The organism is Providencia alcalifaciens (assembly GCF_020271745.1).
GTDB lineage: Bacteria > Pseudomonadota > Gammaproteobacteria > Enterobacterales > Enterobacteriaceae > Providencia > Providencia alcalifaciens_B.
Genome location: NZ_CP084296.1, coordinates 1,848,535 through 1,870,777 on the forward strand (window position 1 = coordinate 1,848,535; position 22,243 = coordinate 1,870,777).

Below are 22,243 nucleotides of genomic sequence, written 5' to 3' on the forward strand. Positions count from 1 at the left end.
GGGGGCACATGACTCAATCTTTAATGACTTCTCAACCGTTAATGACTTCTCAACCGCTAATGGCTTTACAGCCGATCAAAATCGCCATCCTCGCGATGGGCGGTGAAGGCGGTGGTGTTCTCGCCGATTGGATTGTCAATCTTGGCGAAGATAACGGTTATTTTGCGCAAACTACGTCAGTGCCAGGCGTGGCGCAGCGTACAGGGGCAACAATTTATTATGTTGAATTATTCCCCGGCGCTGATAACCCGCAAACCCCTTCACCTGTTTTAGCGTTAATGCCAATGCCCGGTGATGTGGATGTGGTGTTGGCTTCAGAGCTGATGGAAGCTGGACGCGCGGTACAACGTGGTTTTGTGACTGCGGAGCGTACCACGCTGATTAGTTCGACCCATCGGGTTTATTCCATCGCAGAAAAATCCGCAATGGGGGATGGGCGAGTGGATAGCCAAGCGTTGATCCGCCATGCGGGGCAAGCCGCCCGCCAATTTGTGCATTTTGATATGGCGCAAGCGGCGCAAGAAAGTGGCAGCGTGATCAGCGCCGTATTGTTCGGTGCGCTGTTTGGTTCGGGGGTTCTGCCCTTTAGCCGTGAACAATTTGAAGAAACCATCGTTCGTGGTGGCGTTGGCGTGAAACCGAGCTTGCGGGCATTTGCATTGGGCGCTGAAAAAGCGGCTCAGCCGGAAGAAGCTTATCAAGCAGAATCTGCAAAATCGGTGGAAAAAACACCAAAAAACAAACATGTAGCGGCTCTCCTTTCTCAGATTGAAAGTCAGTTTCCTGACCATGTTCACTACCTTGCGACAGAAGGTGTTCGTCGTCTGGTTGATTATCAAGACCCTGCATATGCCGAGGCGTACCTCAATCGATTGCAAGGGCTGTTTGCGCAAAAAGGTGGTGATGACCCGCGTTTGCAGCGTGCGTTAGTGCGCCACCTAGCGCTGTGGATGTCTTATGAAGACACCATTCGTGTTGCGGACTTAAAAATTCGTGATAGCCGTTTTGCTCGAGTACGCAGTGAAGTCCAAGCGAAAGATAACCAATTGCTCGACATCAATGAATTTATGCATCCAAGAATTGAAGAGATTTGCGAAACGCTTCCCAAAAATTTAGGCAAGTGGTTGATGAAACCACATTGGGTACACAAAGCCGTTCGCAAATTGACGCAAAGGGGACGAACAATCACTACCAGTTCCTTGTGGGGATTCTTACAGTTGTACGTGCTAGCCGCATGGCGCAGAGGGCGTCGCTCAACGCTACGTTATCAGCTTGAAAATAACCGTATTGAAAAATGGCTAGCCGCTGTGGCGCAAGCCGCAAGTAGTAATCCTGCTTTGGCAACTGAAATTGCGCAATGTCAGAGAGTAGTGAAGGGGTATAGCGACACCCATGCTCGTGGATTACGTAATTTCCAAGTTTTGATGGAGATTGTTGAGCGTCATGGTAGCCAGCTAGCACCGATAAATTTACGTGAACTTCGTGAAGCTGCACTGGCAGATGAACATGGTAATGAGTTGAAAAAATGCCGTCAGCGTTTGGCGATGGAATAAGGATAGCATCATGAGTTTACTGACATTTTCTCGAAACCACCGGATCAATTTTTCAGAGTGTGATCCTGCGGGCATTGTGTTTTATCCACAATATTTCGTGATGTTTAACAACCTCATTGAGCGTTGGTTTGATGAATTACTTCCTGAAGGATTTGCAGGGTATATCCTCGATCAGCGCTTTGGTTTGCCCACAGTGCATTTAGAGGCGGATTTTAAAGCGATTAGCCGTATGGGGGATGATGTTCAGCTTGAGCTGCATGTCGAACGCATTGGCGGTAAATCACTGACTCTACTTCAACGCTGTATCAGCCTTGATGGCGAGTTGCGCATGGAAGTGACGCAAACCTATGTCACTACATCACTGATTACGCATCAGGCTATTCCAATTCCTGAAGCACTGTATCGCGCCTTAACCCAGCAGCAACCGGTGTAATGGCACAACGTAATTAAAGGAGAAACTCCATGAATATCGTTTGTATCGGCGGCGGTCCCGCTGGGCTTTATTTCGGGTTGCTGATGAAACTGCAAAACCCAAGTAACCGTGTAGTAGTGGTTGAACGTAACCGACCTTATGACACCTTTGGTTGGGGCGTGGTATTTTCGGATGCCACATTAAGTAATTTGCGCAAAGCAGATCCAGTCTCAGCAGAAACGATCAGTGCTGAATTTAGCCATTGGGATGATATCGACATTCATTTTAAAGGTAGCTGTAACCGTAGTGGTGGACATGGCTTCATTGGTATTGGGCGCAAAAAGCTCCTTAATATCTTGCAAGATCGCTGCCTTGAAGTGGGGGTGGAATTGGTATTTGAAACCCAAGTGGCGGATGACCAAGAAATTGCACGCCAATATGATGCGGATCTGGTGATTGCATCTGACGGGATCAACAGCGCAGTCCGTACTCGCTATGAAAATATCTTCAAACCTGATATTGACCAACGCCGTTGCCGTTTTGTTTGGCTTGGCACGAAAAAGATTTTCGACGCATTTACCTTCTTGTTCGCTGAAAATGAACACGGTTGGTTCCAAGTCCACGCTTATCAATTCCAAGAAGGGTTATCCACATTTATCGTGGAAACCACGGAAGAGACTTGGTTGAAAGCAGGTATCGATCAAATGTCTCAGGAAGATGGGATTGCTTACTGTGAAAAGCTATTCGCTCCATGGCTGGATGGTGAAAAACTGATTGCGAATGCAGCGCACTTACGTGGTGCCGCGATTTGGATCCGCTTCCCTCGCGTGATTTGTGATAACTGGGTGCACTGGACACAACCAACAAGCAGCAAGGAAGTTCCTGTGGTGCTAATGGGGGATGCCGCTCATACCGCTCACTTCTCTATTGGTTCAGGCACAAAACTGGCTCTGGAAGATGCGATTGAGCTGTGTGAAAGCTTGAAAGCGACTCAAGGGGATTTGCGCAAGGGACTCGAGCACTACCAAAAAGTTCGCAGTGTCGAAGTGCTGAAAATCCAGAATGCGGCGCGTAACTCGACCGAGTGGTTTGAAAACGTGCAACGCTATGAAAACCTTGACCCTGAGCAGTTTGCTTACTCTTTATTAACCCGTTCTCAGCGCATCTCTCATGAAAATTTACGTGTGCGCGATGGTAACTGGTTAACCCATTATGAAAACTGGTTTGCCGAAAAGTCGGGTTTACCAACGCAGGTGGCTAACCAAAAAGTCGCCCCGATGTTGACACCATTTCGCTTGCGTAATGTGGAACTGAAAAACCGCGTGATAGCGTCTCCAACGCTGCTGTATTGCGCAACTGATGGGGTCGTCAGTGATTTCCATCTGGTACATATCGGTAGCCGCGCATTAGGTGGTGCTAGCCTGATTATGACAGAAATGACGGCGATTTCCCCTGAAGCGAGAGTCACGATGGGCTGCCCGGGAATTTGGAATGATGCGCAAGTGACGGCATGGAAAAATGTGACACAATTTGTACATCAAAAAACAGATGCGAAAATTGGCATCCAACTGGGGCATGCAGGGCGTCGTGGTTCAACACAGCGCGGTTGGGAACAAGAAAACCACCCAATGAAACACGATAATTGGCCATTAGTTTCTGCGTCACCATTACCTTATCTACCTTCAATTTCACAGACACCTACTGAGCTAACAGAAGCCCAAATGGCGACGATTATCGACCAGTTTGTGGCGGCAGCAAAACGTGCAGACCAAGCCGGTTTTGATTGGTTAGAGTTGCAAGCGGGGCATGGTTATCTGTTATCGAGCTTTATTTCTCCGTTAACTAACCAGCGTACTGATGCATTTGGTGGGTCATTAGAAAATCGTTTACGTTTCCCGTTAGCGGTCGTGAGCGCGGTCAGAAAAGTATGGTCTGAGGATAAGCCACTATCTGTGCGTATATCTGCAACAGATTGGGTTGAAGGCGGCACAACAGTCGATGAGGCGGTATTAATTGGTCAGGCGCTTCATCAAGCCGGAGCCGATATTATCGATTGTTCATCCGGTGAAGTTTCCCCACTACAACAGCCTGTTTATGGGCGTATGTATCAAACTCCAATGGCGGACCGTATTCGCAATGAAGGATCGGTACCCGTGATTGCCGTCGGTGCGATTACCGATGCGGATCAAGTGAATAGCATTATTGCATCAGGGCGCGCGGACCTTTGTGCGCTCTCTCGACCACTCCTTGCGGACCCTGCTTGGCTACTCCATGAGTGTGCTCGCTTTGGGTGGAATTCCGTCACGTGGCCAGCGCCTTATGAATATGGTCGCCAACAATTAATCCAACAATCGAAAAGCCGTTAATGGCGCAAATGCGAGAGGAGGAAACACTATGACGACTCAGTCCCATGACCAATACAGAGAAAATGTCGCAGGACGCGCAGATGTGGAAGATACACCAGAATTGTTGGCGTATTACAAACAGTTAGATGAACTAAAAACGGGCGCATTGTGGACGGTTGCCAACAAAATTGAGCCGTGGCAGCCAAAATCTCAATCTGTGCCTGTGTTATGGCGCTATCAAGATTTACGGGAGCATGTTTTACGTTCAGTGGATTTGGTGACCCCGGAAAAAGCGGGTCGCCGTGTGATCTATTTAAACAACCCGGGTCGTCAAGATGTGGCAGCTGCGGTGGGTTGGTTGTATTCAGGTTTACAGGTGATGCATCCGGGGGAAGCGGCTTCGGCTCACGCACATTCATCCTCAGCATTGCGTTTCATTATGGAAGGGCGCGGCGCCTACACCATTGTGGAAGGGCAAAAAATGATTTTAGAAGCCAATGATTTTGTACTGACGCCTAACGGTACTTGGCATGAGCATGGTGTGGAAGAAGGCGGGCTACCGTGTATTTGGCAGGATGGTCTGGATATTCCATTAGTCAATGCGATGGAAGCGGGTTTCTACAAAGTTCATCCTGATTTACATCAAGTGCAAACTCGCCCAATTGATTATCCCGTTGGCATGTGGGGAGCGACAGCGTTACGCCCGCACCATGTGGGATGGGATAAGCCATATTCGCCATTATTCAAATATCAGTGGGGACCGACTTATGAAGCGCTACAACGCGCCGCAAAAGTGACGGATGGCTCGGTGTTTGATGATGTTTTAATGAACTACACCAACCCATTAACCGGCGGGCCAGTGATGCCAACGATTGGAGCTAGTATGCAGTTATTACGCCCTGGGTTTGTTGGTAAAGCTCATCGTCACACGGGTAGCTTTATCTACCAAGTGGCGAAAGGAAAAGGGTATTCGATTATTAATGGGCAGTGCTTTGACTGGCAAGAGCGAGATATTTTTTGCGTGCCATCGTGGATGTTCCATGAACATGTGAATACATCCCAGAATGAAGATGCGTGTCTGTTCTGTTTTAACGACCTGCCAGTGATGCACTCCCTTGGTCTCTATTATGAAGAGGCGCTTGTGGACAATGATGGGCACCAAAAAGTGATTAGTTAACGATGTAGTCTAATTATTTTTCTAACTATTTATTTCGATGACTTATTTTAATTATTTACGTGAAGATTTCAGTTAGGTCTGAGACCTGACTCAAGGAGAAAAATTATGCGTCTTATTACTTACCGTTCAGATGTTACCGCAGCAGCACGTTTAGGGGCGATTGTTAACGAGCAAGTCGTGGATTTAGCGAGATTAGCGGAAGAGAATGGCCAATATCTCCCTGACAATATGTTGGATTTCATTGATTTAGGCCCACAAGGCGTTCGTGCAGGAACAGCACTACTGAATGGCTACCAAGGGCAATTCCCCGCAGGAACCGCGTGGCCTGTTCAGAACGTGAAAATTTTAGCGCCAATTCCACGTCCAAGAAAAAATATCTTTGGGATCGGCTTGAACTATGTTGAACACGTTGCAGAATCTAGCCGTACGCTGGATACCTCTAAAGAGCTACCAAAAGAGCCCGTTATCTTTTCTAAACCACCAACAACGGTGATTGGGCCAGGTGATGCGATTGAACATAACAGCGAAATTACTCAGCAATTAGATTGGGAAGTGGAGCTGGCAGTGATTATGGGGACGCGTGCTAAAGGTGTAGAGCAAAAAGAGGCCCTGAATTATGTGTTCGGTTATAGCTTAATGATCGATATGAGTGCGCGTGATTGCCGCCGTGCGGGTCAATGGATCTACTCAAAAGGGCAGGATACCTACGCACCATTTGGTCCTTGTATTGTGACTGCCGATGAAATTCCTGATCCTCACACGCTAAACTTAAGTTTAAAAGTTAACGGCGTAACCAAGCAGGACTCCAATACTCGCCACATGCTGTTCAATGTGAATGCGTTGATTGCGGATATCAGCAAAGGCATTACGTTGGAGCCGGGGGATATTATCGCGACGGGCACTCCTGAAGGGGTTGGTGCGGGGCGCTCTCCACAAGAATGGGTATGGCCGGGTGATGTGATTGAAGCGTATGTCGAAAAAATCGGTGAGTTACGCCACCCAGTGGTTGCGGTATAACCTAAGGGAGATAACTACATGTTGAATTTACCTCAATTTAAGGCGGCGGCAGTACAGGCCGCCCCTGTATTCCTCGATACCGATGCTACTGTTGATAAAGTGTGTCGGTTGATTGAAGAAGCGGCTGATAATGGCGCCAAACTCGTGGCATTCCCTGAGGTTTTTGTCTCTGGTTACCCGTATTGGAGCTGGGTGATGAACCCGATTGATGGCAGCCCTTGGTTTGAAAAACTGTGCAAATCTGCCATTGAAGTTCCAGGACCTGAAATTAAAAAAATCGCCCAAGCCGCGGCCCGTCACCATATCAACGTGGTTGTGGGGGTGAATGAGCGCAATCCAAACGGCATCGCCACGCTGTACAACACCTTAGTGACGATTTCAGATGAAGGCAAAATTTTAGGGCGCCACCGTAAATTAGTCCCTACATGGGCTGAAAAGTTGACGTGGGCAAATGGGGATGCCTCTTCGCTCAAAGTGCACCAAACTAGCATTGGGCCTTTAGGGGCATTAGCATGCGGAGAAAACACCAATACGTTGGCGCGTTTTTCATTACTAGCTCAAGGTGAGTTGGTGCATATCGCCAGCTACATTGCCCTCCCAGTAGCGCCAAAAGATTACGATATGGCGGATGCGATTCGTTTACGGGCTTCTGCCCATTGTTTTGAAGGCAAAGTATTTACCATCATTTCATGTTCAACAGTCTCTGAAGAGATTGTTGAAGCTATGGCTGCGTCGCATCCCGAATCCCGTGAGTTGCTCGCGCGTCCAAATAGCGCGTTTTCCGGCATTATCGGCCCCGATGGTCGAGTGATTGGAGAACCATTGATTGATAAAGAAGGCATTGTATACGCTGAAATTGATTTGAATCGCTGTATTCAACCTCGCCAAATGCATGATATTACAGGGCATTATAATCGCTTTGATATCTTTGACTTACAGGTTAATCGTCGCCCATTAACGGCAGCTCGTTTCCATCATGCAGGGCAAGATATTGATGAACTTAACCAGTTTGCTGAATCGGATGACTCTTCAGTGGAGAAAGGACTATGAGCTTAGCGCGTACATTTCGTATTGGGCAGATTGTACCTTCATCAAATACCACTATGGAAACTGAAATTCCGGCCATATTGCGTGCCCGTGAAGCGATGTTTTCCGAGCGTTTTACATTTCATTCTAGCCGCATGCGTATGCAGAAAGTAACTAAGGATGAGCTTGCTAAAATGGACTCAGACAGTGACCGTTGCGCCATTGAACTGTCAGACGCCGACGTCGATGTATTGGGGTATGCTTGCTTGGTTGCCATTATGAGCATGGGGAAAGGTTATCACCGTATTTCGCAAAAACGCCTTCATCAATGCACTATCGATAATGGGCATCCAGCACCGGTTGTCACCAGTGCAGGAGCGTTAGTCGAAGGGTTACATGCCATTGGCGCGAAAAAAGTGTCGATTTTGACGCCGTATATGAAGCCATTAACCCAAATGGTTATCGACTATATTGAACATGAAGGCATTGAAGTGGTTGATAGTATCTCATTGGAGATCCCCGATAACCTCGAGGTGGGTAGACAAAACCCATTAGCGCCAGTGGAAATCACCAAAAAGCTAAATACCAATGTGGATGCGATTGTGGCATCCGCTTGTGTGCAAATGCCATCATTACCGTCGATTCAACTCATCGAAGATAGAGTGGGCTTACCAGTATTGTCATCGTCTGTGGCAACCACCTATATGATGCTAAAAAAATTGGGGCTAGATACGCGAGTGGATGGTTTTGGCTCGCTACTTAGTGGAAGATTTTAGTTAAATTATGTTAAGAGTTCGGTTTCCTTCTGCTACTCTGCTAGCTTCTAATGTCATAAAACCAGAAGCAAGAAAAGAGGAATTGATGCCTGAATCGAAAGTCTTCGTTGATAATTACCTGCCTGCTCTTTTGGGGCAGGCATGGATGCTAGTTTCATCTGAATTTCATGCGGTTGTGGAAGCCAATGGGTTATCGGTTTTGGAGTGGAGAGTGCTTTCTACATTAGCCAATAATGGTTCGATGGGGATCACCGAGCTGTCGCAAAAAACCGTTAGCAAGCAACCGACAATCACGCGGGTATTACAACGATTGGAACAACAAGGGCATGTGATCCGTCACAATAACCATACGGGAAGTGACCGCCGCGTGACACTAGTCAGTGTGACTTCTAGCGGCGTTGAGCTAGTTGAAGGATTATTGATTGCTGCGGAAGAACACGAAAGGCAGGTTTTAGCCCCTCTTGGTGTTCGTAAAAGCAAAATGCTCAAGCAAGTTTTACAAGAGTTGATTGATAGGCATAGCCCAGAAATCAAATAGATAAGTTGCATTGAAACACTCGGAATTATCTATTTTTGATGAGTGATAAGGATTTATAGCAGAAGAACAGATTAAATCCTTATGAAACACGAGTATATTGAATGGAAATGTAATGTATTGGAAATTAAGTAATATTCTGTAACATAATGATTGCAATCGTAGTTTTTGATTTATTTTATTTTTTTATTCAGTAATAAATTGATGCTTTACATTGATTTGATTTATCTATTTACTGCAAGGCAGATAACTAAGATAAACCATTATGGAGCACTCAATGTCAGTAGTGACACTTGTACTCGTTTTTTTACTTGCAGTCGTCGTGAGCGTATTTGTTTCTCGATTACTTAAAGACATCATTCCATTGCCAATTATCCAGATAGCGTTAGGGGCTGCTTTATCGTTCTATGGATTTACAGTGGAATTCGAACCCCATCTTTTTCTATTTTTATTTATACCTCCATTGCTGTTCCTTGATGGCTGGCGAATTCCAAAAGAAGCATTATTCCAAGAAATTAAGCCAATTATGTCATTGGCGATTGGCTTAGTGGTCGTTACCGTTATTGGGATGGGTTTCTTTATCCATTGGCTGATCCCTACGATTTCACTGGCGGTTGCCTTTGCACTGGCAGCTATCCTTTCTCCAACTGACCCTGTATCGGTATCAGCAATGACAGTGAATTCACCACTGCCATCGCGTATGGCGCATATTCTTGAAGGGGAATCTCTACTCAATGATGCGACGGGCTTAGTGTGCTTTAGCTTTGCGGTTGTGGCTGCGCTGACAGGGGAATTCTCTCTGACATCTGCTGCGGGGCAATTTGTGCTGGTGGCATTTGGTGGTATAGCGATTGGTTTATTCGTCGCATGGGCAATCGGCTGGTTAAACCAATTCTTGGTCAAGCGTACGGGTGAAGAGCCGGCTATCCAAATTATGATCAGCCTGTTAATGCCTTTTACGGCGTATCTGCTGGCGGAACATTTACATGTTTCCGGGATCCTTGCTGCCGTTGTTGCGGGTATTGCGATGCACTATGAAAAAATCGCAGGGCGTATGCAAGCAGCGACTCGAATGCAAAGTAAGGCAGTTTGGGACACGGTACAGACAGGTTTGAACGGCATGATCTTTATTCTGCTGGGTGAGCAGCTACCAGGTATGTGGACCAATCTGCCTAAGGTCGCCGAAGCCGCAGGTGCTAGTCATCCTTGGATGCTGTTTGTGTATGTTGCGGTTATCACCATTGCATTAGGTGCACTGCGTTTTGCTTGGGTATGGATATCAATGACCCTGACCGTTTTCCACAATCGTCGTCGTGGAAAGCAAGCGGATGAAGTGCGTATTCGCATGATGGCGGTAATGGCAACGGCAGGCGTTCGCGGGGCAATTACGTTAGCAGGTATTTTAACATTACCATTCTTAATGCCAGATGGGTCATTATTCCCTAACCGTGATGTGGCTATCTTTCTCTCGATGGGGGTGATCCTATGTTCGCTGTTAATTGCCAGTATTGCATTGCCGATTTTAACTAAAGGTTTAGTGCAAGATTTACCTTACGATAACGATGAGATTCGTGCTCGTCTGGCATTAAATGAAGCGGCAATGGCGCATATTCGTGAATTAATGAATCACCCTTCTGATGATATGGATGAAATTGCGATGCGTACCGAAGTGGGGGCTCAGCTATTAGAAATCTATGGTCGTCGTTTAGATAATACGGATGAAACAGAGTCGGATGTGTTTGATTTACATCGAATGATCGAAATGGAACGTTCGATGTCAGATTCAGCTCTGAAGGCGAAGCGTGAAGCGTTATACCAAATGCGTAAAGGGAAAAACATCAATGAGCGAGTGTATCATCGCTTACGTGATGAGCTTGATTTAAAAGAAGAAACATTGAATCATCATAAGAGTTCAAAACACTAGTTTCTAACTTACTACTAAAGGGCTTAAGGTAACTTAAGCCCTTTTTATATACTCATTGAAAAAAATTTTATTGCTGATAATGTAATCTCTAATTATATTCAGGAAAAAATTATGTCACAGCATGTAGCTCACCTCATTATTATGATGACCATCACTTAACTGGTGGGAGTTTGCTACATCCTCAACCCGCCAGATAAGGCGGGTTTTTTGTCCTTGTCTGGTTAGCCTTCAACAAGGAGCCCTCTATGAATCTTTTTGATAATACTCAAAAACATACACAAGAACTTGAAGCTCTAATTGCCAGCGCAGATCGTGCCATCACAGAAGAAAATTTCAGCTATTTAATGGATTTTTATTCTGAGAATGGTTCGTTAGTGGTGAAAGACGGTTTACATGTCCATGGAAAAGAGAGCCTAAAGAAAGCGTTTTCTGCCATCGCTGAGTTTTTTAATCACAGCCTGCAAGTGTCTCAAGGTACGGTGAAAGTTATTTTTGGCGAAGATTGTGCCTTAGTCTTGGCTGAAACCATTTTGAGTGCGCAAATGCAAGATGGTACGTCATTTAACACGGTGCGAGATGCCACCTACGTTTTTAAGCTGATTGATGGTAAGTGGCTATGTGTGATTGATAATTCTTATGGAACTTCCCTGCTGAAATCCTAAGGAAAATTTTCGCTCATTTACCCGCGTGTATCATGAAAATACAGTGAAATTCAGTTTACGTAATAAATGGTTTTTTATTGTAATTATTCAGTTTTACTGTTGTCTTTGGAGTGAAGTCTAAGGTTTATACTCGGGATAAGAATAACAGTGGAGGATACTTATTATGTCAATTTTCAGCTGGTTATTTAACCTCGGCAGAAATCGCTATAACTCGAAACGCGATAACCAATATCGAGATTATTCAAGGCATGGCAGCAGTTCTAAGCATGGCTCTAGAGGTAAACATGGATCTGGTGATAAACACGGTTATGACTCGAAGCATGGAGGGGGTTATCAATACAATGAAGGTCGAGGCGAAAACAATTATTTTTCACGGGGACAAAACATCCAAAAGTTAAGATGCCGACAATGCCAAAGTGCCGTAGACCCAAATGCAAATTTTTGCGGTGAATGTGGAGCATCAATGTAAGGAAATAGAAAAGGTATTTCTGATTCAGGAGGAAGCATGGCGGAATCATTTTTTTCCCATAAAAATCATTACCAGCTCTATGTTAAAAATTTCATTACATCTCCAGCTTCGATGGGAACGGTGTTCCCATCATCTCGTTGGCTATGTAATACCATGATTGACAATATTGATTGGGCTCAGTGTCATCAAATTGCAGAGATTGGTGCGGGTAACGGCGTCATGACTCGCTATATCGTGAACAAGATTACGGCGCAAACACATTTAGATCTCTATGAAATTAATCGTGATTTTATCGATATTTTAAATCAGATTAATGACCCGAGAGTGGCCGTGAATCCATGCTCTGCAGAATATTTATTGGGTGATTATGATTTGATTATTTCAGGAATTCCTTTTCTTTCCCTGAATAAAAAAACCAGTATGCGAATATTAAAACAGGTGCGTAAGAGCCTAATAAAGCATCAGGGTAAATTGGTGTTATTTCAATATACCCAAGGTTGTGAGGCGTTATTTTCACGTTATTTTTCATTCACAAAAGAACGCGTGTATCGCAATTTCCCACCCGCTTGGGTGTATACCTGTGTACCTAAATAACGCATCTTAGGCCAGCGTGATAGAAGCTGGCCTAAGACTTTTTAAGTTATTTAGGGCGATACATTTCGAGTTTTTGTTGCTCTTCAATCCAATAATAATCCGCAGGTCCACCAGCCCTCATCAGAGGTTTTTGGCGGGCACTGTTATATAAGCCTTGCTCTAAGGTGGCTTCATCAATATGCACCATCACTACTTCCCCCATAACCATCCACGTATCCAGTAGGCTGCCGTCTGCTCGCTTTAATTGCTGATATTCAGTGACCACGCATTCCATGGAAACAGGTGTTTGGGCGATGCGTGGAGGCGTAATTAATGTGGACGGTAAGGTGGAAAGCCCAGTAAGGTCAAACTCACTTTCTCCGCGAGGTAACATTGCACTGCTTAAATTGACCTGCTGCCCAAGTTCAAGAGTCGCAAGGTTATAAACGAACTCACCTGTTTCGATAGCATTGGTGACGGAATCTTTTTTTCCAACACTGGAAAAGACCAAAATAGGGGGAGAGTAGTTAAAAATATTGAAGAAGCTATAGGGCGCAAGATTGGTGTTGCCTTGCTTATCGCATGTGGAGATCCAACCAATAGGGCGCGGACCAATTAATGAGGGGATCGGATCATGGGGAAGCCCATGACCTTGTTGCGGTTGGTAACTGTAAAACTGAGTTTTCATCATTGGCTCCTTTTTTCGTTATCCTAACGGATTAATTTATTCTAGGTAATATTAGAAAATGAAAAGTGCACCATATGTATAGTTTAAGCATGATATGGATAATGGGGCATGATTCGCATATTCGATTTTGATAAATTAAAATTATATTTAAAATTTTATTGTTTAAATTTATAAAACTCAAAATACGAGTTATTTAAGTATATTTTTATTCTTTATTAAATTATTAAGGTTTTATATTTGATATTATTTATTTTGAGGCGTGAATAAGCTTAATTAATTTATAATCCGAAGTGTTTGTAATTGTATTATTTTCTTTTGTTTAATTTTAAATAATATTTTTTTAATGATTTATAATGATAAAAATAAGAGAGTATTTATATTGTAAGCTAATTATATTATATGCTCTTAATTATGTAATTTATTGATATTTAATATGATATAAATTAATCGCTGATATTGGAACGATCGATAAAGTTAATTTGATAGGTATTAACTATTGAATAATATAATTTCGATCGATATAAACGTATTTACAGATTTATTTACTGTATCTATATTTTAATAAATTAAATTTCCTGCACTTTGGATATATCCATTTTTTATTGCGCTATTTTCTCAATGAAGTGGCTACCTTTGAGTAAATAAAATTAAAGCTATTTAATTTGGTTTTAATATGATGAAAAACAAATATAGATTGCGTGAAGAAGTCGGTTTATTTATTCGAGAAGCACGGATTAATTGCTCATTAACAGGTGAGGAATTAGGACGTATGCTTCATATTAGTCAACAACAAATATCTCGCTATGAGCGTGGTATTACAAGTATCAATATAGAAACGCTTGATGCCATATTAAATAAATTAGGCAAGGATTGGTCTGAATTCTTTTTCAAAGTTATTGCTAACTATTCAGATGAAATAGCAGAGATAAAACGACAAGATAATTTTTTATTTCAAGATAAAAAATCAAAACATTCCTATTACGATAAATTAAAGTTCAAAGCCTTATATGATCTTTAATCACGAATAATCAAATTTAAATGTTCTTCATTAATTATGTAATTAATTGTTATTTAATGTTTTTTTCCATTAACTATTTAATGGTGTATTGCGTTTCTCTTATTTTTAAACGAAAGGAAAGTCATTATATGAAACTTAATCAGTTAGCAATCATTACACTGCTGGCAACATCAGCGACTTCTTTTAGTGTAATGGCGGAGAACACAGGCACGGTGAATTTTATCGGCACAGTGGTGACTTCACCCTGTAATATTGCACAACCATCTTTAAAACAAACTATTGATTTTGGACAGCTTTCTCGCCGTGGTTTGGAGAACGGCCGAACGGCTGAAGTGGATTTTAATATCGAGTTAACAGGGTGTGATTTTTCAGATTACACCAAAGATGCAGCTGGCACACCAGCGGTAGTGAAAAGCATGGAGCTGGTTTTTACAGGACAAAACTACGCGGATGCTGGCAATACCTTGCTCTCAACCTCCCCGGGCAATACAAATAATGTGGGTATTGGTATTGATGGTTTTGAATTTGGCAAAGCCAAAGATATTTTATCGCGCATTATCAATAAGAAGGGTGATAACACCTTAACTTTCAAAGCATTAGCTAAGGCTATTGATGCGACAAAAGATGTTGCTGAAGGTAAGTTTAGTGCCGTGACTAACTTCCGAATTACGTATCAGTAGGCATCGGAGCCTGCCGCCAGTGAACCGCTGGCGGCATCAAGACTAGGTTGCAGGAGAAAGTTGAGGGGGATAATTGTGGTTGTTTATCAAAGGGTAACTCGTCAATTAGCTCAACTGATGAAAGTAACCATTTTGGTGTGCCCGATGATTTCGGGGGCGGCGATGAATAAGAGCGTTGTGCTCAATGGCAGCACAACGCTGAAAGGCATCGTCATCGCAACGCCGTGTTCGGTTGTCATGGAAAATAGATTTCAAACGGTTGATTTTTCACCTTTAGCAATCCCCCAGCTTGGCACAAAGTTGCAGCGTGAGCGACATCACCAGCCTTTTATTATTGAGTTACGCGACTGTGGAAGCCTTTATTCTTCACTCGATAGTAAAACATGGTCTATTCGATTTACTGGGGAGACAGCGGAGCACATTGATGCATTTGTGCTACGAGGTGCATCACAAGGTCTCGGGGTTTCTGTCCTTGATAGCCGTTTCAATACATTAATTCCAGAACAATATTATCCTTTGTCTGACAATGTGTTGCGACAAGATAAATCAGGAAAATCACTCTATCTACAGTACTTTTTACGTCTAGAGCTAACTGGGCGACCGATTCAGGCGGGTAACTATCAAGGGTTAATCCGTTTTTTTATCGATTATCAATAACACCGATTATCAATAAATTGCAGATAAACATTTTCTCGAAGTCATTTTCGAGGAGGGAACACTCGTCGCATTTGGGATGGTATAGAGCATGATGTTCAAACATAGCAAATTAAGACAGACGATTTTATTGGCGCTAAGCATGGGGCTCGGCAATAGCTACGCTGCTGAATTTAATACTGATGTGTTAGATGCCGAAGATATGAATAACATTGATATGAGCCAATTCTCTGTCGCGGGATATGTGCCACCTGGAGACTATATTTTGACTGTTTTTGTCAATGGTCAGCGTTTAGGTGAACCGCGAGATATCGCCGTTTTTGATGATAAAAGTGCAAAAAATGCAAGTTACCAGCAAGTGTGCTTGGCACCTCAGCTGCTGGATTTTATGGGGTTAAAAAAATCCGCGGAGGAAAAAGTTTCGTTATTTCATGATGAAAAATGTTTGAATTTTTCAGATCTGGCAGGGGTACAAACTAAAGTGGATTTGCCTTCTATGTCCCTGAAAATGACCATTCCCCAAATGTGGATGGAATATCGTGATCCTTATTGGGTTCCTCCAAAATTATGGGAAGAGGGGATAAATGGCCTGTTTGTAGACTACAGCGCAAACATTTCGGCCACAAAAGAAACCGATGGCGACAAGCGCGTTTACTTATCCGGTAATGGTACATCGGGTATTAACATTGGGGCTTGGCGGCTGCGTGGCGACTTTAATGGGACTTATCAAAAGCAACACGGTGGCAGTTATTCACAAGAAAAACATAACTTTGATTTTAGTCGGTTATATGCGTTTCGCTCATTGAAAGAATCGGCTGCGCTTCTTACGCTCGGGGAAAATAACTTTTATTCGGATGTTTTTGATTCTTGGCAATATACCGGTCTTTCGATTGAAAGTGATGATCGCATGCTGCCGCCAAAACTGGTGGGATATGCCCCTGAAATTATCGGTGTGGCGAAGACCAATGCCATTGTGATCGTCCGCAGTCAGGATCGGATCATTTCAGAAACCTCTGTGCCTCCGGGACCTTTTCGTATTCAAACCCTTGATAGCGGGATCCGCGGTGTGCTGGATGTGACGGTACGCGAAGAAAATGGGGAAGAGAATAAATTCAGTCTCAGTACCGCATCGTTACCCTATTTAACCCGTCCGGGTCGGATAAATTATAAAGCGGCGGTGGGAAAAACACGTTATGACAATCGACATTTAACGGGGGAGCCCGTCATTAGTGGTGAATTGTCATACGGTGTATCAAATGCGTGGTCGCTGTATGGTGGAACTCAGCTTAATGCCTATTATCAAAGTGCAGCTTTAGGGATTGGGCGTGACTTGTTTTCTTTCGGGGCGGTCGCGGTGGATATTACCCAATCTTTTGCTGATTATTCTGACGACGATAAAGGCCACTTACAGGGGCGTTCTTACCGTTTTAATTATGCGAAGTCATTCGAGGATCTCCGTACCGATATTACCTTTGCGGGCTACCGTTTCGCCGACAAAGAGTATCGAACGCTAATGCAATATATGGATGAGGAGAGAACCGGGCACTCGCCGCGAGCCACCAAGGAAAACTACCAAGTCTATTTAAATAAATACTTTGATGATTTTAACCTCTCGTTAAATTACCAATACAGCACCTATTGGCAGGATGACCCGCAAACCCAGTACGGTTTATATGCCAATACGAGCCTGAACTTTCCTTCCCTTTCCCAATACAGTGGCAATATTGCACTCTCTGCGACGCGAACGGAGCGGAGTAATGGCTATGAAGATGATGCCATTAACCTCTATTTAACGATCCCGCTGTACAGCGGGCATAGCCTGACATTTTCTGAGCTGTACTCTCGTTCCAATAAAAAGAATCAATATAACCATAATGTGGGATATAGCGGTTATGGGGATCGAGATAATTACAGCTTAACGATGGGGTATAACCACGGACAAGATGTGGATAGCCAAACAAGCTTGAGCGGCTTTTATTCCCGTGACCTCTCGGATGCCAATGTGTCCATTAATGGCAGCTATGTTCCTCATCAATATCGCAGTATTGGGGCATCAATTAATAGTGGGATCACGATAACAGGCAAGGGAGCAGCACTGCATCGCTCTGCCCATGGTGATACTCGCTTAATGGTGGAAACCTCGGATATTGGCGGCGTGCCGCTGAATCATGGTGTTACAAAAACCAATCGCTTCGGCTTGGCGGTGATCCCTAATGTGAATAGCTACCGTAAATCCTCGGCTTCCATTAATACCAGTAAATTACCGGACAACATTGAAGCACTCAGTGCCACCAGTGATATCACGCTCACAAAAGGCGCGATTGGCTATCGAAGTTTTCCTGTGATGAAAGGGGAAAAACTCTTTTCAGTGATCACCTTACCGGATGGCAAAAAACCCCCGTTTGGCGCCAGTGTGCGTAATGAGGCGAATCAAGAGCTTGGGATAATTGGAGAAGATGGGGTGACGTGGTTGGTGGGGGTCGAAAAAAATACGGCGTTATGGGTCTATTGGCGCAATCAAAAACAGTGTCAGATAACGTTGCCAGACAGGTTAACGACATCCTCTTCAATGCTGTTACTACCCTGTCAAAAATAACGGAATTTTTATTATCTTTAATCTATGAGGGTGATTATGCTGAACTTTAAATCTATTTCTACAGCATTGATAAGCATGCTTATTGGAGCGCTGCAAGTCTCTTATGGTGCAGTGATTCTGGATAGAACGCGAATTGTTTTTCCGGGCAATGAAAACTCTATTAATGTACGTATTGCTAATGATAATCCCGAAGAAGCTTATCTCGCTCAAAGTTGGATTGAAGATCTTCAAGGTAAAAAACTGACTCAAGGTGCGATCCTCGCCACACCGCCATTACAACGGGTAGAAGCCAATAGCTACAGTCTAGTGCGCTTGAGCAAAACACCGTTATTAAGCCAATTACCTGATGATAGAGAGTCTGTTTTCTATTTCAATTTGCGTGAAGTTCCGCCGAAATCCACGGAAGAAAATACACTGCAAATCGCACTGCAATCCCGCGTCAAATTGTTCTATCGTCCGGAGAAAATCCTCGAAGCTTCTCAAACTAAATGGGCGCACAACATTACGTTGCAAAAAACGGTCAAAGGCTACCGTTTGAATAACACCACACCGTTTAACTTAACGGTGATTGGGGTAGGAAATAGCAAAAAACAGTCGGAAGAGAGCAGCTTTGAGGTCGTGATGGTCGCCCCAAAATCCACATTCGAGATTAATACCCATACGCTGACCACCCCTTATCTCACTTACATCAATGATTATGGTGGCAAACCAACACTGGTATTTCGTTGCCAAGGAGACACCTGCACAGTCTCTGGGGAACAGTAATGGAGCCAAGACATAAAAGGGGAGAATGTGGATGAATATTATCCGGTTAGTTATCGGGATTATCACAATGACCGTAAGTGCTTGGGGAAATGGGGAGGAATTTCTAGGCAGCGTGCCGCCCACTGAATCCCATTATGAATCTTTGCATACGGGCTGGTTTTTGGTGAATGCCACGCTATTCAATGCGCCATGCAGTTTAGAGGTGGGGAAAATATTGAAATTGACCCATTGCGGCGCAGGAGTTGCATTCAGTGAAAGTGATAATGGAGCGAAAACGCCCGCCATTCTGCTCGTGGTGGATGTTTTAACGGGGGAAAAAGTGGTGCGTTACCCCGTGGCACTCATTGATGGAAATAACCCCATTCAGCTCCCTTCTGTGATTGATAAAGCGCATCCACTGCGTTTGGAGGTGAGATATGAATAAACTAACCCTATTCTGGTGGCTGCTAGCTCCCCTTTTTTGGAGCTTTTCGACCCAAGGTAATGCGCAATTTCTGGATGTGAAATTTAGCGGAGAGTTAGTGCACCTCTCTTGCAAGGTGAGCGCAGGATCCGTCAAAAAAGAGATCCAATTAGACGATTTACGCATGCAGTCTCTTAATCAGGGGGTGATTAGCGCTATCACGCCATTTTCCATTGAAATTGACCATTGCCAGCGTGCAGAGTTGGGAAAACTTATCGAGGTAACGTGGCATGGGGCGCAGTTAGTGGATATTGATGGGGATAGCTATCTTATCACTCAAGGAGACAGCGGTGTGGTATTAGGGATCGTGGATAGTAAAGATAAACCCATTGCTTGGGATGAGCCGATTGATGTAGGCAGCGTTGCAGTGGTGAATGATGAACAGTCTTTATCCTTTGGGGTAGTGGCACGCAAACCTCCTTATGGCTACGTCAGCACAGGGCAGTTCTCTGGCTGGGCTACATTTTCCGTGGAGTATAAATAGTGAAGCAAATCAATAAAGACAAAAAGTATTGGTGGGGTTTACTGTTATTTATCTCACCGGTGGTTTATGGGGACGTGTTTGTGGATGTCATGGCGACAATGGTCGATCCTGCTTGCCACGTACGCAGTGAAAATAACGATTCACCACTGCACATTAATTTTGGGGTGGTTGAAATTAATGGCGCGCCGGGGGTTTCGTTAACCAAAGATTTTCCGGTGTATATCAGTGGGTGCTCAGGGAGAAAAACGTTGTCGGTGCTACTCACCCCAAAAGGCTATGGAATGGAAGAGTATCAAGGTCGACAAATTTTATCCACCAGTGCAAAAGGGTTGGGGATCGATTTTTTTGATATCACAGATGGGTTAACATTTCCTTTAGAACTCAATCAATTACAAACCATCACGCCACAACCTATCAGTGCGACGGAGCACCGTATTAATCTTCAAGCAAAGTTGGTGAATACACGGCCACTCAGCCAATTACCCGCAGGAAGATTCACGTCGGCAATGATGATCTCAGTCACTTATCACTAATGGAAACAGCAATATGTTGAAAATTAAATCCATAGCACGGGCAGGCTGTTTGGCGGGTGGAATATTGTCGGCGATGATGGCTCATGCAGATTATGCGGCGCAAATTCAAGATCCTAATACGGGCTACACCATACGCGTGAATAATAGCAGTACGCTAGCGGATCACCCTGATAGGGGGTCGGACGGTCAAAATTACTATCAAGTTGGGGAGCCTTTTGTGGTGGATAGTAATCTTGCGGAACCGACTGGGTTAGTGAAGTGTGTCGGGCGCCGCTGGGGAAGTACCAGTACGCAAATTTTGCCAGCAAATGCGTTTCATCGATTATTTATGTATGTGCCTGAAACAGGATTTTCAATCAGCGGGCTTAAAGCGTATCGGCTGAATGCCAACCTTGTGATGACAGTGCAAGCCGACATGATGCAATGGACGAACCGCAGCTCAGGTGTGTGCTCAATGTCTGATGCGGATACAAAATTTGACGTTCCTCGATTTGATAACCATTTTCCTATCACCATGACGTTTTATATCAAAGAGCAAATTATCGATGGTCAGTTGGTTATTAGTGAAATGCCATTAGCAGGCTATGTGCGTGCATTTACTAACCCGAAAGTAGCGCCACCTTATGATAGCTGGCCGCTTCACGAATCTTCCGTGCCATTACGCTTGGCGGCTTCGCAAATAAATATCGGTGCAAAATGCTCATCCAGCACCAGCAGTGGGGAGCAAGGGATATTAAATCTACGCCATGGGCAATTAAACAGCTTGTATTATGACAACCGCGCTAGCGGTCAAGTCACTTACAGTTGCCTCTTTCAATCGGCGACCAAAGTGCGTTTACGATTGGACTATACGCAGGATGATGATCCACAAAAACGCTTACCGATGAAAAATGAGGCGAATGATACGATCTACAGCTCACTGATGATCACCGATCTTGAAACAGGGCAATCAGGCAAAGAGATCAACGCGGAAATCCACAGCCAGAAAGAGTTTGAAATCAGTAGTCACCTACAAGGAGAAAATGCCCAAGCGGGTGACTATCGTGGATCTGCGTGGTTGATTGCCACATTAGATTAAGGCTAGTATTCAATACGTGGAATAAAGCTTGATGGGGTTTGTCCGAGCCATTTTTTAAACATAGTTGAAAACGAACCCACATTGCTGTAACCAAGATCAAACGCCACTTCAGTGATCGACTTGCCAGCTGAAATCTGGCTAATGGCACTCAGTAAGCAGGCTTGTTGTCGCCAATCTGAAAATGACAACCCCGTTTGCGCCCCAAAAAAGCGGCTAAATGATCGGTCGCTTTTGTGCAATTTTGCTGCCCACTCTTTGGGGAGCGAAGTAATTTTCGGTGATTTTAAAAATTCGCGGCACAGGGCTGCAAGGTTTTCATCTCGCGGGATCGGCGCAAAGAATGGCAGCGGTTCTGCGCGCGCCACTTCATGGAGGATCAACTGCATTAGTGATCCATCGCGCCCGTTAAGATCATATGCCAGTGGCACATCAACCGCGTCTAATAACAATTGGCGAAGTAAAGGCGTGACGCGCAACACTTCGCATCGATTGCTTTGGCGGGGCGCTGCCGCAGGTTCGATATATAAACTGCGGGTGCTGACATTCAGCATCCGCGTTTCATGGGCCGTGTTTTCCGGGATCCACACGCCGCTGTCGGGGGGAATAACCCACTCACCATCTTCAGTGCTCACCTCTATTAGCCCGGTTGCACCATATAAGAATTGAGCGCGGCGGTGCTTGTGAGAATCCAACAGCACGTTGGGTAAATAATCCGTCGCAAGTGCGATAACATCCCGGGCGACACTATCAATGGTACTCAGTGGAATATTTCTCATCGTAATTTTGGTTACCGTCGTTCAGTGGCTGAAATTCAA

Annotated in this window: 22 protein-coding genes; 20 read left to right on the plus strand and 2 right to left on the minus strand. The window is 44.4% G+C overall.

Features of this window, described 5'->3' with window-relative positions; genetic code table 11:
- Positions 1 to 8: 8 nt before the first annotated feature.
- The 11 genes from LDO51_RS08455 to LDO51_RS08510 all read left to right on the plus strand — a co-directional run bounded on the left by LDO51_RS08455 (position 9) and on the right by LDO51_RS08510 (position 12,490).
- A complete protein-coding gene (locus LDO51_RS08455) occupies positions 9 to 1,553 on the plus strand; it encodes an indolepyruvate oxidoreductase subunit beta family protein (RefSeq protein ID WP_225577099.1) in 1,545 nt (514 codons plus the stop codon).
- A gap of 10 nt (positions 1,554 to 1,563) precedes the next feature.
- Entirely contained in the window at positions 1,564 to 1,986 is a 423-nt protein-coding gene (locus LDO51_RS08460) for an acyl-CoA thioesterase (protein WP_225577100.1), read from the plus strand.
- A gap of 29 nt (positions 1,987 to 2,015) precedes the next feature.
- Complete coding sequence (locus tag LDO51_RS08465; RefSeq protein WP_225577101.1) at positions 2,016 to 4,331, plus strand: bifunctional salicylyl-CoA 5-hydroxylase/oxidoreductase; 2,316 nt, start codon at positions 2,016 to 2,018, stop codon at positions 4,329 to 4,331.
- A gap of 28 nt (positions 4,332 to 4,359) precedes the next feature.
- Positions 4,360 to 5,487: a cupin domain-containing protein gene (locus LDO51_RS08470; RefSeq protein WP_225577102.1), complete on the plus strand. Its 1,128-nt coding sequence runs from the start codon at positions 4,360 to 4,362 to the stop codon at positions 5,485 to 5,487.
- 105 nt (positions 5,488 to 5,592) lie between these two features.
- Complete coding sequence (locus LDO51_RS08475) at positions 5,593 to 6,504, plus strand: fumarylacetoacetate hydrolase family protein (protein WP_225577103.1); 912 nt, start codon at positions 5,593 to 5,595, stop codon at positions 6,502 to 6,504.
- Between the two features lie 18 nt (positions 6,505 to 6,522).
- Positions 6,523 to 7,554, plus strand: coding sequence for a carbon-nitrogen hydrolase family protein (locus LDO51_RS08480; RefSeq protein WP_225577104.1), 1,032 nt, complete (start codon positions 6,523 to 6,525; stop codon positions 7,552 to 7,554).
- The gene (locus LDO51_RS08485) at positions 7,551 to 8,306 is read left to right on the plus strand and encodes a maleate cis-trans isomerase family protein (protein ID WP_282560309.1); all 756 of its coding nucleotides are present in this window, start codon (positions 7,551 to 7,553) and stop codon (positions 8,304 to 8,306) included. Before LDO51_RS08480 ends, LDO51_RS08485 begins: the two co-directional genes overlap by 4 nt.
- A gap of 85 nt (positions 8,307 to 8,391) precedes the next feature.
- Positions 8,392 to 8,844: a MarR family winged helix-turn-helix transcriptional regulator gene (locus LDO51_RS08490; RefSeq protein ID WP_036955244.1), complete on the plus strand. Its 453-nt coding sequence runs from the start codon at positions 8,392 to 8,394 to the stop codon at positions 8,842 to 8,844.
- 274 nt (positions 8,845 to 9,118) lie between these two features.
- A complete protein-coding gene (locus LDO51_RS08495; RefSeq protein ID WP_225577105.1) occupies positions 9,119 to 10,765 on the plus strand; it encodes a Na+/H+ antiporter in 1,647 nt (548 codons plus the stop codon).
- Positions 10,766 to 11,010: 245 nt separating this feature from the next.
- Entirely contained in the window at positions 11,011 to 11,427 is a 417-nt protein-coding gene (locus tag LDO51_RS08500) for a YybH family protein (protein WP_225577106.1), read from the plus strand.
- 505 nt (positions 11,428 to 11,932) lie between these two features.
- On the plus strand, positions 11,933 to 12,490 hold the full coding sequence (locus LDO51_RS08510) for a class I SAM-dependent methyltransferase (protein WP_225577108.1): 558 nt from the start codon (positions 11,933 to 11,935) through the stop codon (positions 12,488 to 12,490).
- Between the two features lie 46 nt (positions 12,491 to 12,536).
- Here LDO51_RS08510 and LDO51_RS08515 read toward each other — a convergent pair whose 3' ends face one another.
- Complete coding sequence (locus tag LDO51_RS08515) at positions 12,537 to 13,157, minus strand: flavin reductase family protein (RefSeq protein WP_225577109.1); 621 nt, start codon at positions 13,155 to 13,157, stop codon at positions 12,537 to 12,539.
- Positions 13,158 to 13,830: 673 nt separating this feature from the next.
- Here LDO51_RS08515 and LDO51_RS08520 point away from each other — a divergent pair.
- The 9 genes from LDO51_RS08520 to LDO51_RS08560 all read left to right on the plus strand — a co-directional run bounded on the left by LDO51_RS08520 (position 13,831) and on the right by LDO51_RS08560 (position 21,428).
- The gene (locus LDO51_RS08520) at positions 13,831 to 14,175 is read left to right on the plus strand and encodes a helix-turn-helix domain-containing protein (RefSeq protein WP_225577110.1); all 345 of its coding nucleotides are present in this window, start codon (positions 13,831 to 13,833) and stop codon (positions 14,173 to 14,175) included.
- Positions 14,176 to 14,303: 128 nt separating this feature from the next.
- Entirely contained in the window at positions 14,304 to 14,855 is a 552-nt protein-coding gene (locus LDO51_RS08525; protein ID WP_225577111.1) for a fimbrial protein, read from the plus strand.
- Positions 14,856 to 14,930: 75 nt separating this feature from the next.
- Positions 14,931 to 15,512 carry a fimbrial protein gene (locus LDO51_RS08530; protein WP_225577112.1) on the plus strand — a complete coding sequence of 194 codons (582 nt, stop codon included), beginning with the start codon at positions 14,931 to 14,933 and terminating at the stop codon, positions 15,510 to 15,512.
- An 88-nt stretch (positions 15,513 to 15,600) separates the two neighbouring features.
- The gene (locus LDO51_RS08535) at positions 15,601 to 18,105 is read left to right on the plus strand and encodes a fimbria/pilus outer membrane usher protein (RefSeq protein ID WP_225577113.1); all 2,505 of its coding nucleotides are present in this window, start codon (positions 15,601 to 15,603) and stop codon (positions 18,103 to 18,105) included.
- 75 nt (positions 18,106 to 18,180) lie between these two features.
- Positions 18,181 to 18,870, plus strand: a complete 690-nt coding sequence (locus tag LDO51_RS08540) for a fimbria/pilus periplasmic chaperone (protein WP_225577248.1) — start codon at positions 18,181 to 18,183, stop codon at positions 18,868 to 18,870.
- A 31-nt stretch (positions 18,871 to 18,901) separates the two neighbouring features.
- On the plus strand, positions 18,902 to 19,294 hold the full coding sequence (locus tag LDO51_RS08545) for a hypothetical protein (RefSeq protein ID WP_225577114.1): 393 nt from the start codon (positions 18,902 to 18,904) through the stop codon (positions 19,292 to 19,294).
- A complete protein-coding gene (locus tag LDO51_RS08550) occupies positions 19,287 to 19,817 on the plus strand; it encodes a fimbrial protein (protein ID WP_225577115.1) in 531 nt (176 codons plus the stop codon). The genes LDO51_RS08545 and LDO51_RS08550 overlap by 8 nt, the downstream gene beginning before the upstream one ends.
- Positions 19,817 to 20,350 (plus strand): fimbrial protein, encoded by a 534-nt coding sequence (locus LDO51_RS08555; RefSeq protein WP_225577116.1) that lies wholly within the window; start codon positions 19,817 to 19,819, stop codon positions 20,348 to 20,350. The genes LDO51_RS08550 and LDO51_RS08555 overlap by 1 nt, the downstream gene beginning before the upstream one ends.
- A gap of 13 nt (positions 20,351 to 20,363) precedes the next feature.
- Complete coding sequence (locus tag LDO51_RS08560) at positions 20,364 to 21,428, plus strand: adhesin (protein WP_225577117.1); 1,065 nt, start codon at positions 20,364 to 20,366, stop codon at positions 21,426 to 21,428.
- Positions 21,429 to 21,430: 2 nt separating this feature from the next.
- On the opposite strand, the gene LDO51_RS08565 is transcribed toward LDO51_RS08560, so the two are convergent.
- Complete coding sequence (locus LDO51_RS08565; protein ID WP_225577118.1) at positions 21,431 to 22,204, minus strand: AraC family transcriptional regulator; 774 nt, start codon at positions 22,202 to 22,204, stop codon at positions 21,431 to 21,433.
- Positions 22,205 to 22,243 lie beyond the last annotated feature (39 nt).

What these genes read in the sequence shown, in the direction of transcription:
- LDO51_RS08455 (WP_225577099.1), top strand. Translation starts at nt 9, where the DNA reads ATGACTCAATCTTTAATGACTTCTCAACCGTTAATGACTTCTCAACCG.
- LDO51_RS08510 (WP_225577108.1), top strand. Translation starts at nt 11,933, where the DNA reads ATGGCGGAATCATTTTTTTCCCATAAAAATCATTACCAGCTCTATGTT.
- LDO51_RS08475 (WP_225577103.1), top strand. Translation starts at nt 5,593, where the DNA reads ATGCGTCTTATTACTTACCGTTCAGATGTTACCGCAGCAGCACGTTTA.
- LDO51_RS08460 (WP_225577100.1), top strand. Translation starts at nt 1,564, where the DNA reads ATGAGTTTACTGACATTTTCTCGAAACCACCGGATCAATTTTTCAGAG.
- LDO51_RS08465 (WP_225577101.1), top strand. Translation starts at nt 2,016, where the DNA reads ATGAATATCGTTTGTATCGGCGGCGGTCCCGCTGGGCTTTATTTCGGG.
- LDO51_RS08495 (WP_225577105.1), top strand. Translation starts at nt 9,119, where the DNA reads ATGTCAGTAGTGACACTTGTACTCGTTTTTTTACTTGCAGTCGTCGTG.
- LDO51_RS08515 (WP_225577109.1), bottom strand. Translation starts at nt 13,157, where the DNA reads ATGAAAACTCAGTTTTACAGTTACCAACCGCAACAAGGTCATGGGCTT.
- LDO51_RS08520 (WP_225577110.1), top strand. Translation starts at nt 13,831, where the DNA reads ATGATGAAAAACAAATATAGATTGCGTGAAGAAGTCGGTTTATTTATT.
- LDO51_RS08545 (WP_225577114.1), top strand. Translation starts at nt 18,902, where the DNA reads ATGAATATTATCCGGTTAGTTATCGGGATTATCACAATGACCGTAAGT.
- LDO51_RS08485 (WP_282560309.1), top strand. Translation starts at nt 7,551, where the DNA reads ATGAGCTTAGCGCGTACATTTCGTATTGGGCAGATTGTACCTTCATCA.
- LDO51_RS08490 (WP_036955244.1), top strand. Translation starts at nt 8,392, where the DNA reads ATGCCTGAATCGAAAGTCTTCGTTGATAATTACCTGCCTGCTCTTTTG.
- LDO51_RS08470 (WP_225577102.1), top strand. Translation starts at nt 4,360, where the DNA reads ATGACGACTCAGTCCCATGACCAATACAGAGAAAATGTCGCAGGACGC.
- LDO51_RS08525 (WP_225577111.1), top strand. Translation starts at nt 14,304, where the DNA reads ATGAAACTTAATCAGTTAGCAATCATTACACTGCTGGCAACATCAGCG.
- LDO51_RS08535 (WP_225577113.1), top strand. Translation starts at nt 15,601, where the DNA reads ATGATGTTCAAACATAGCAAATTAAGACAGACGATTTTATTGGCGCTA.
- LDO51_RS08480 (WP_225577104.1), top strand. Translation starts at nt 6,523, where the DNA reads ATGTTGAATTTACCTCAATTTAAGGCGGCGGCAGTACAGGCCGCCCCT.
- LDO51_RS08565 (WP_225577118.1), bottom strand. Translation starts at nt 22,204, where the DNA reads ATGAGAAATATTCCACTGAGTACCATTGATAGTGTCGCCCGGGATGTT.
- LDO51_RS08560 (WP_225577117.1), top strand. Translation starts at nt 20,364, where the DNA reads ATGTTGAAAATTAAATCCATAGCACGGGCAGGCTGTTTGGCGGGTGGA.
- LDO51_RS08500 (WP_225577106.1), top strand. Translation starts at nt 11,011, where the DNA reads ATGAATCTTTTTGATAATACTCAAAAACATACACAAGAACTTGAAGCT.
- LDO51_RS08550 (WP_225577115.1), top strand. Translation starts at nt 19,287, where the DNA reads ATGAATAAACTAACCCTATTCTGGTGGCTGCTAGCTCCCCTTTTTTGG.
- LDO51_RS08540 (WP_225577248.1), top strand. Translation starts at nt 18,181, where the DNA reads ATGCTTATTGGAGCGCTGCAAGTCTCTTATGGTGCAGTGATTCTGGAT.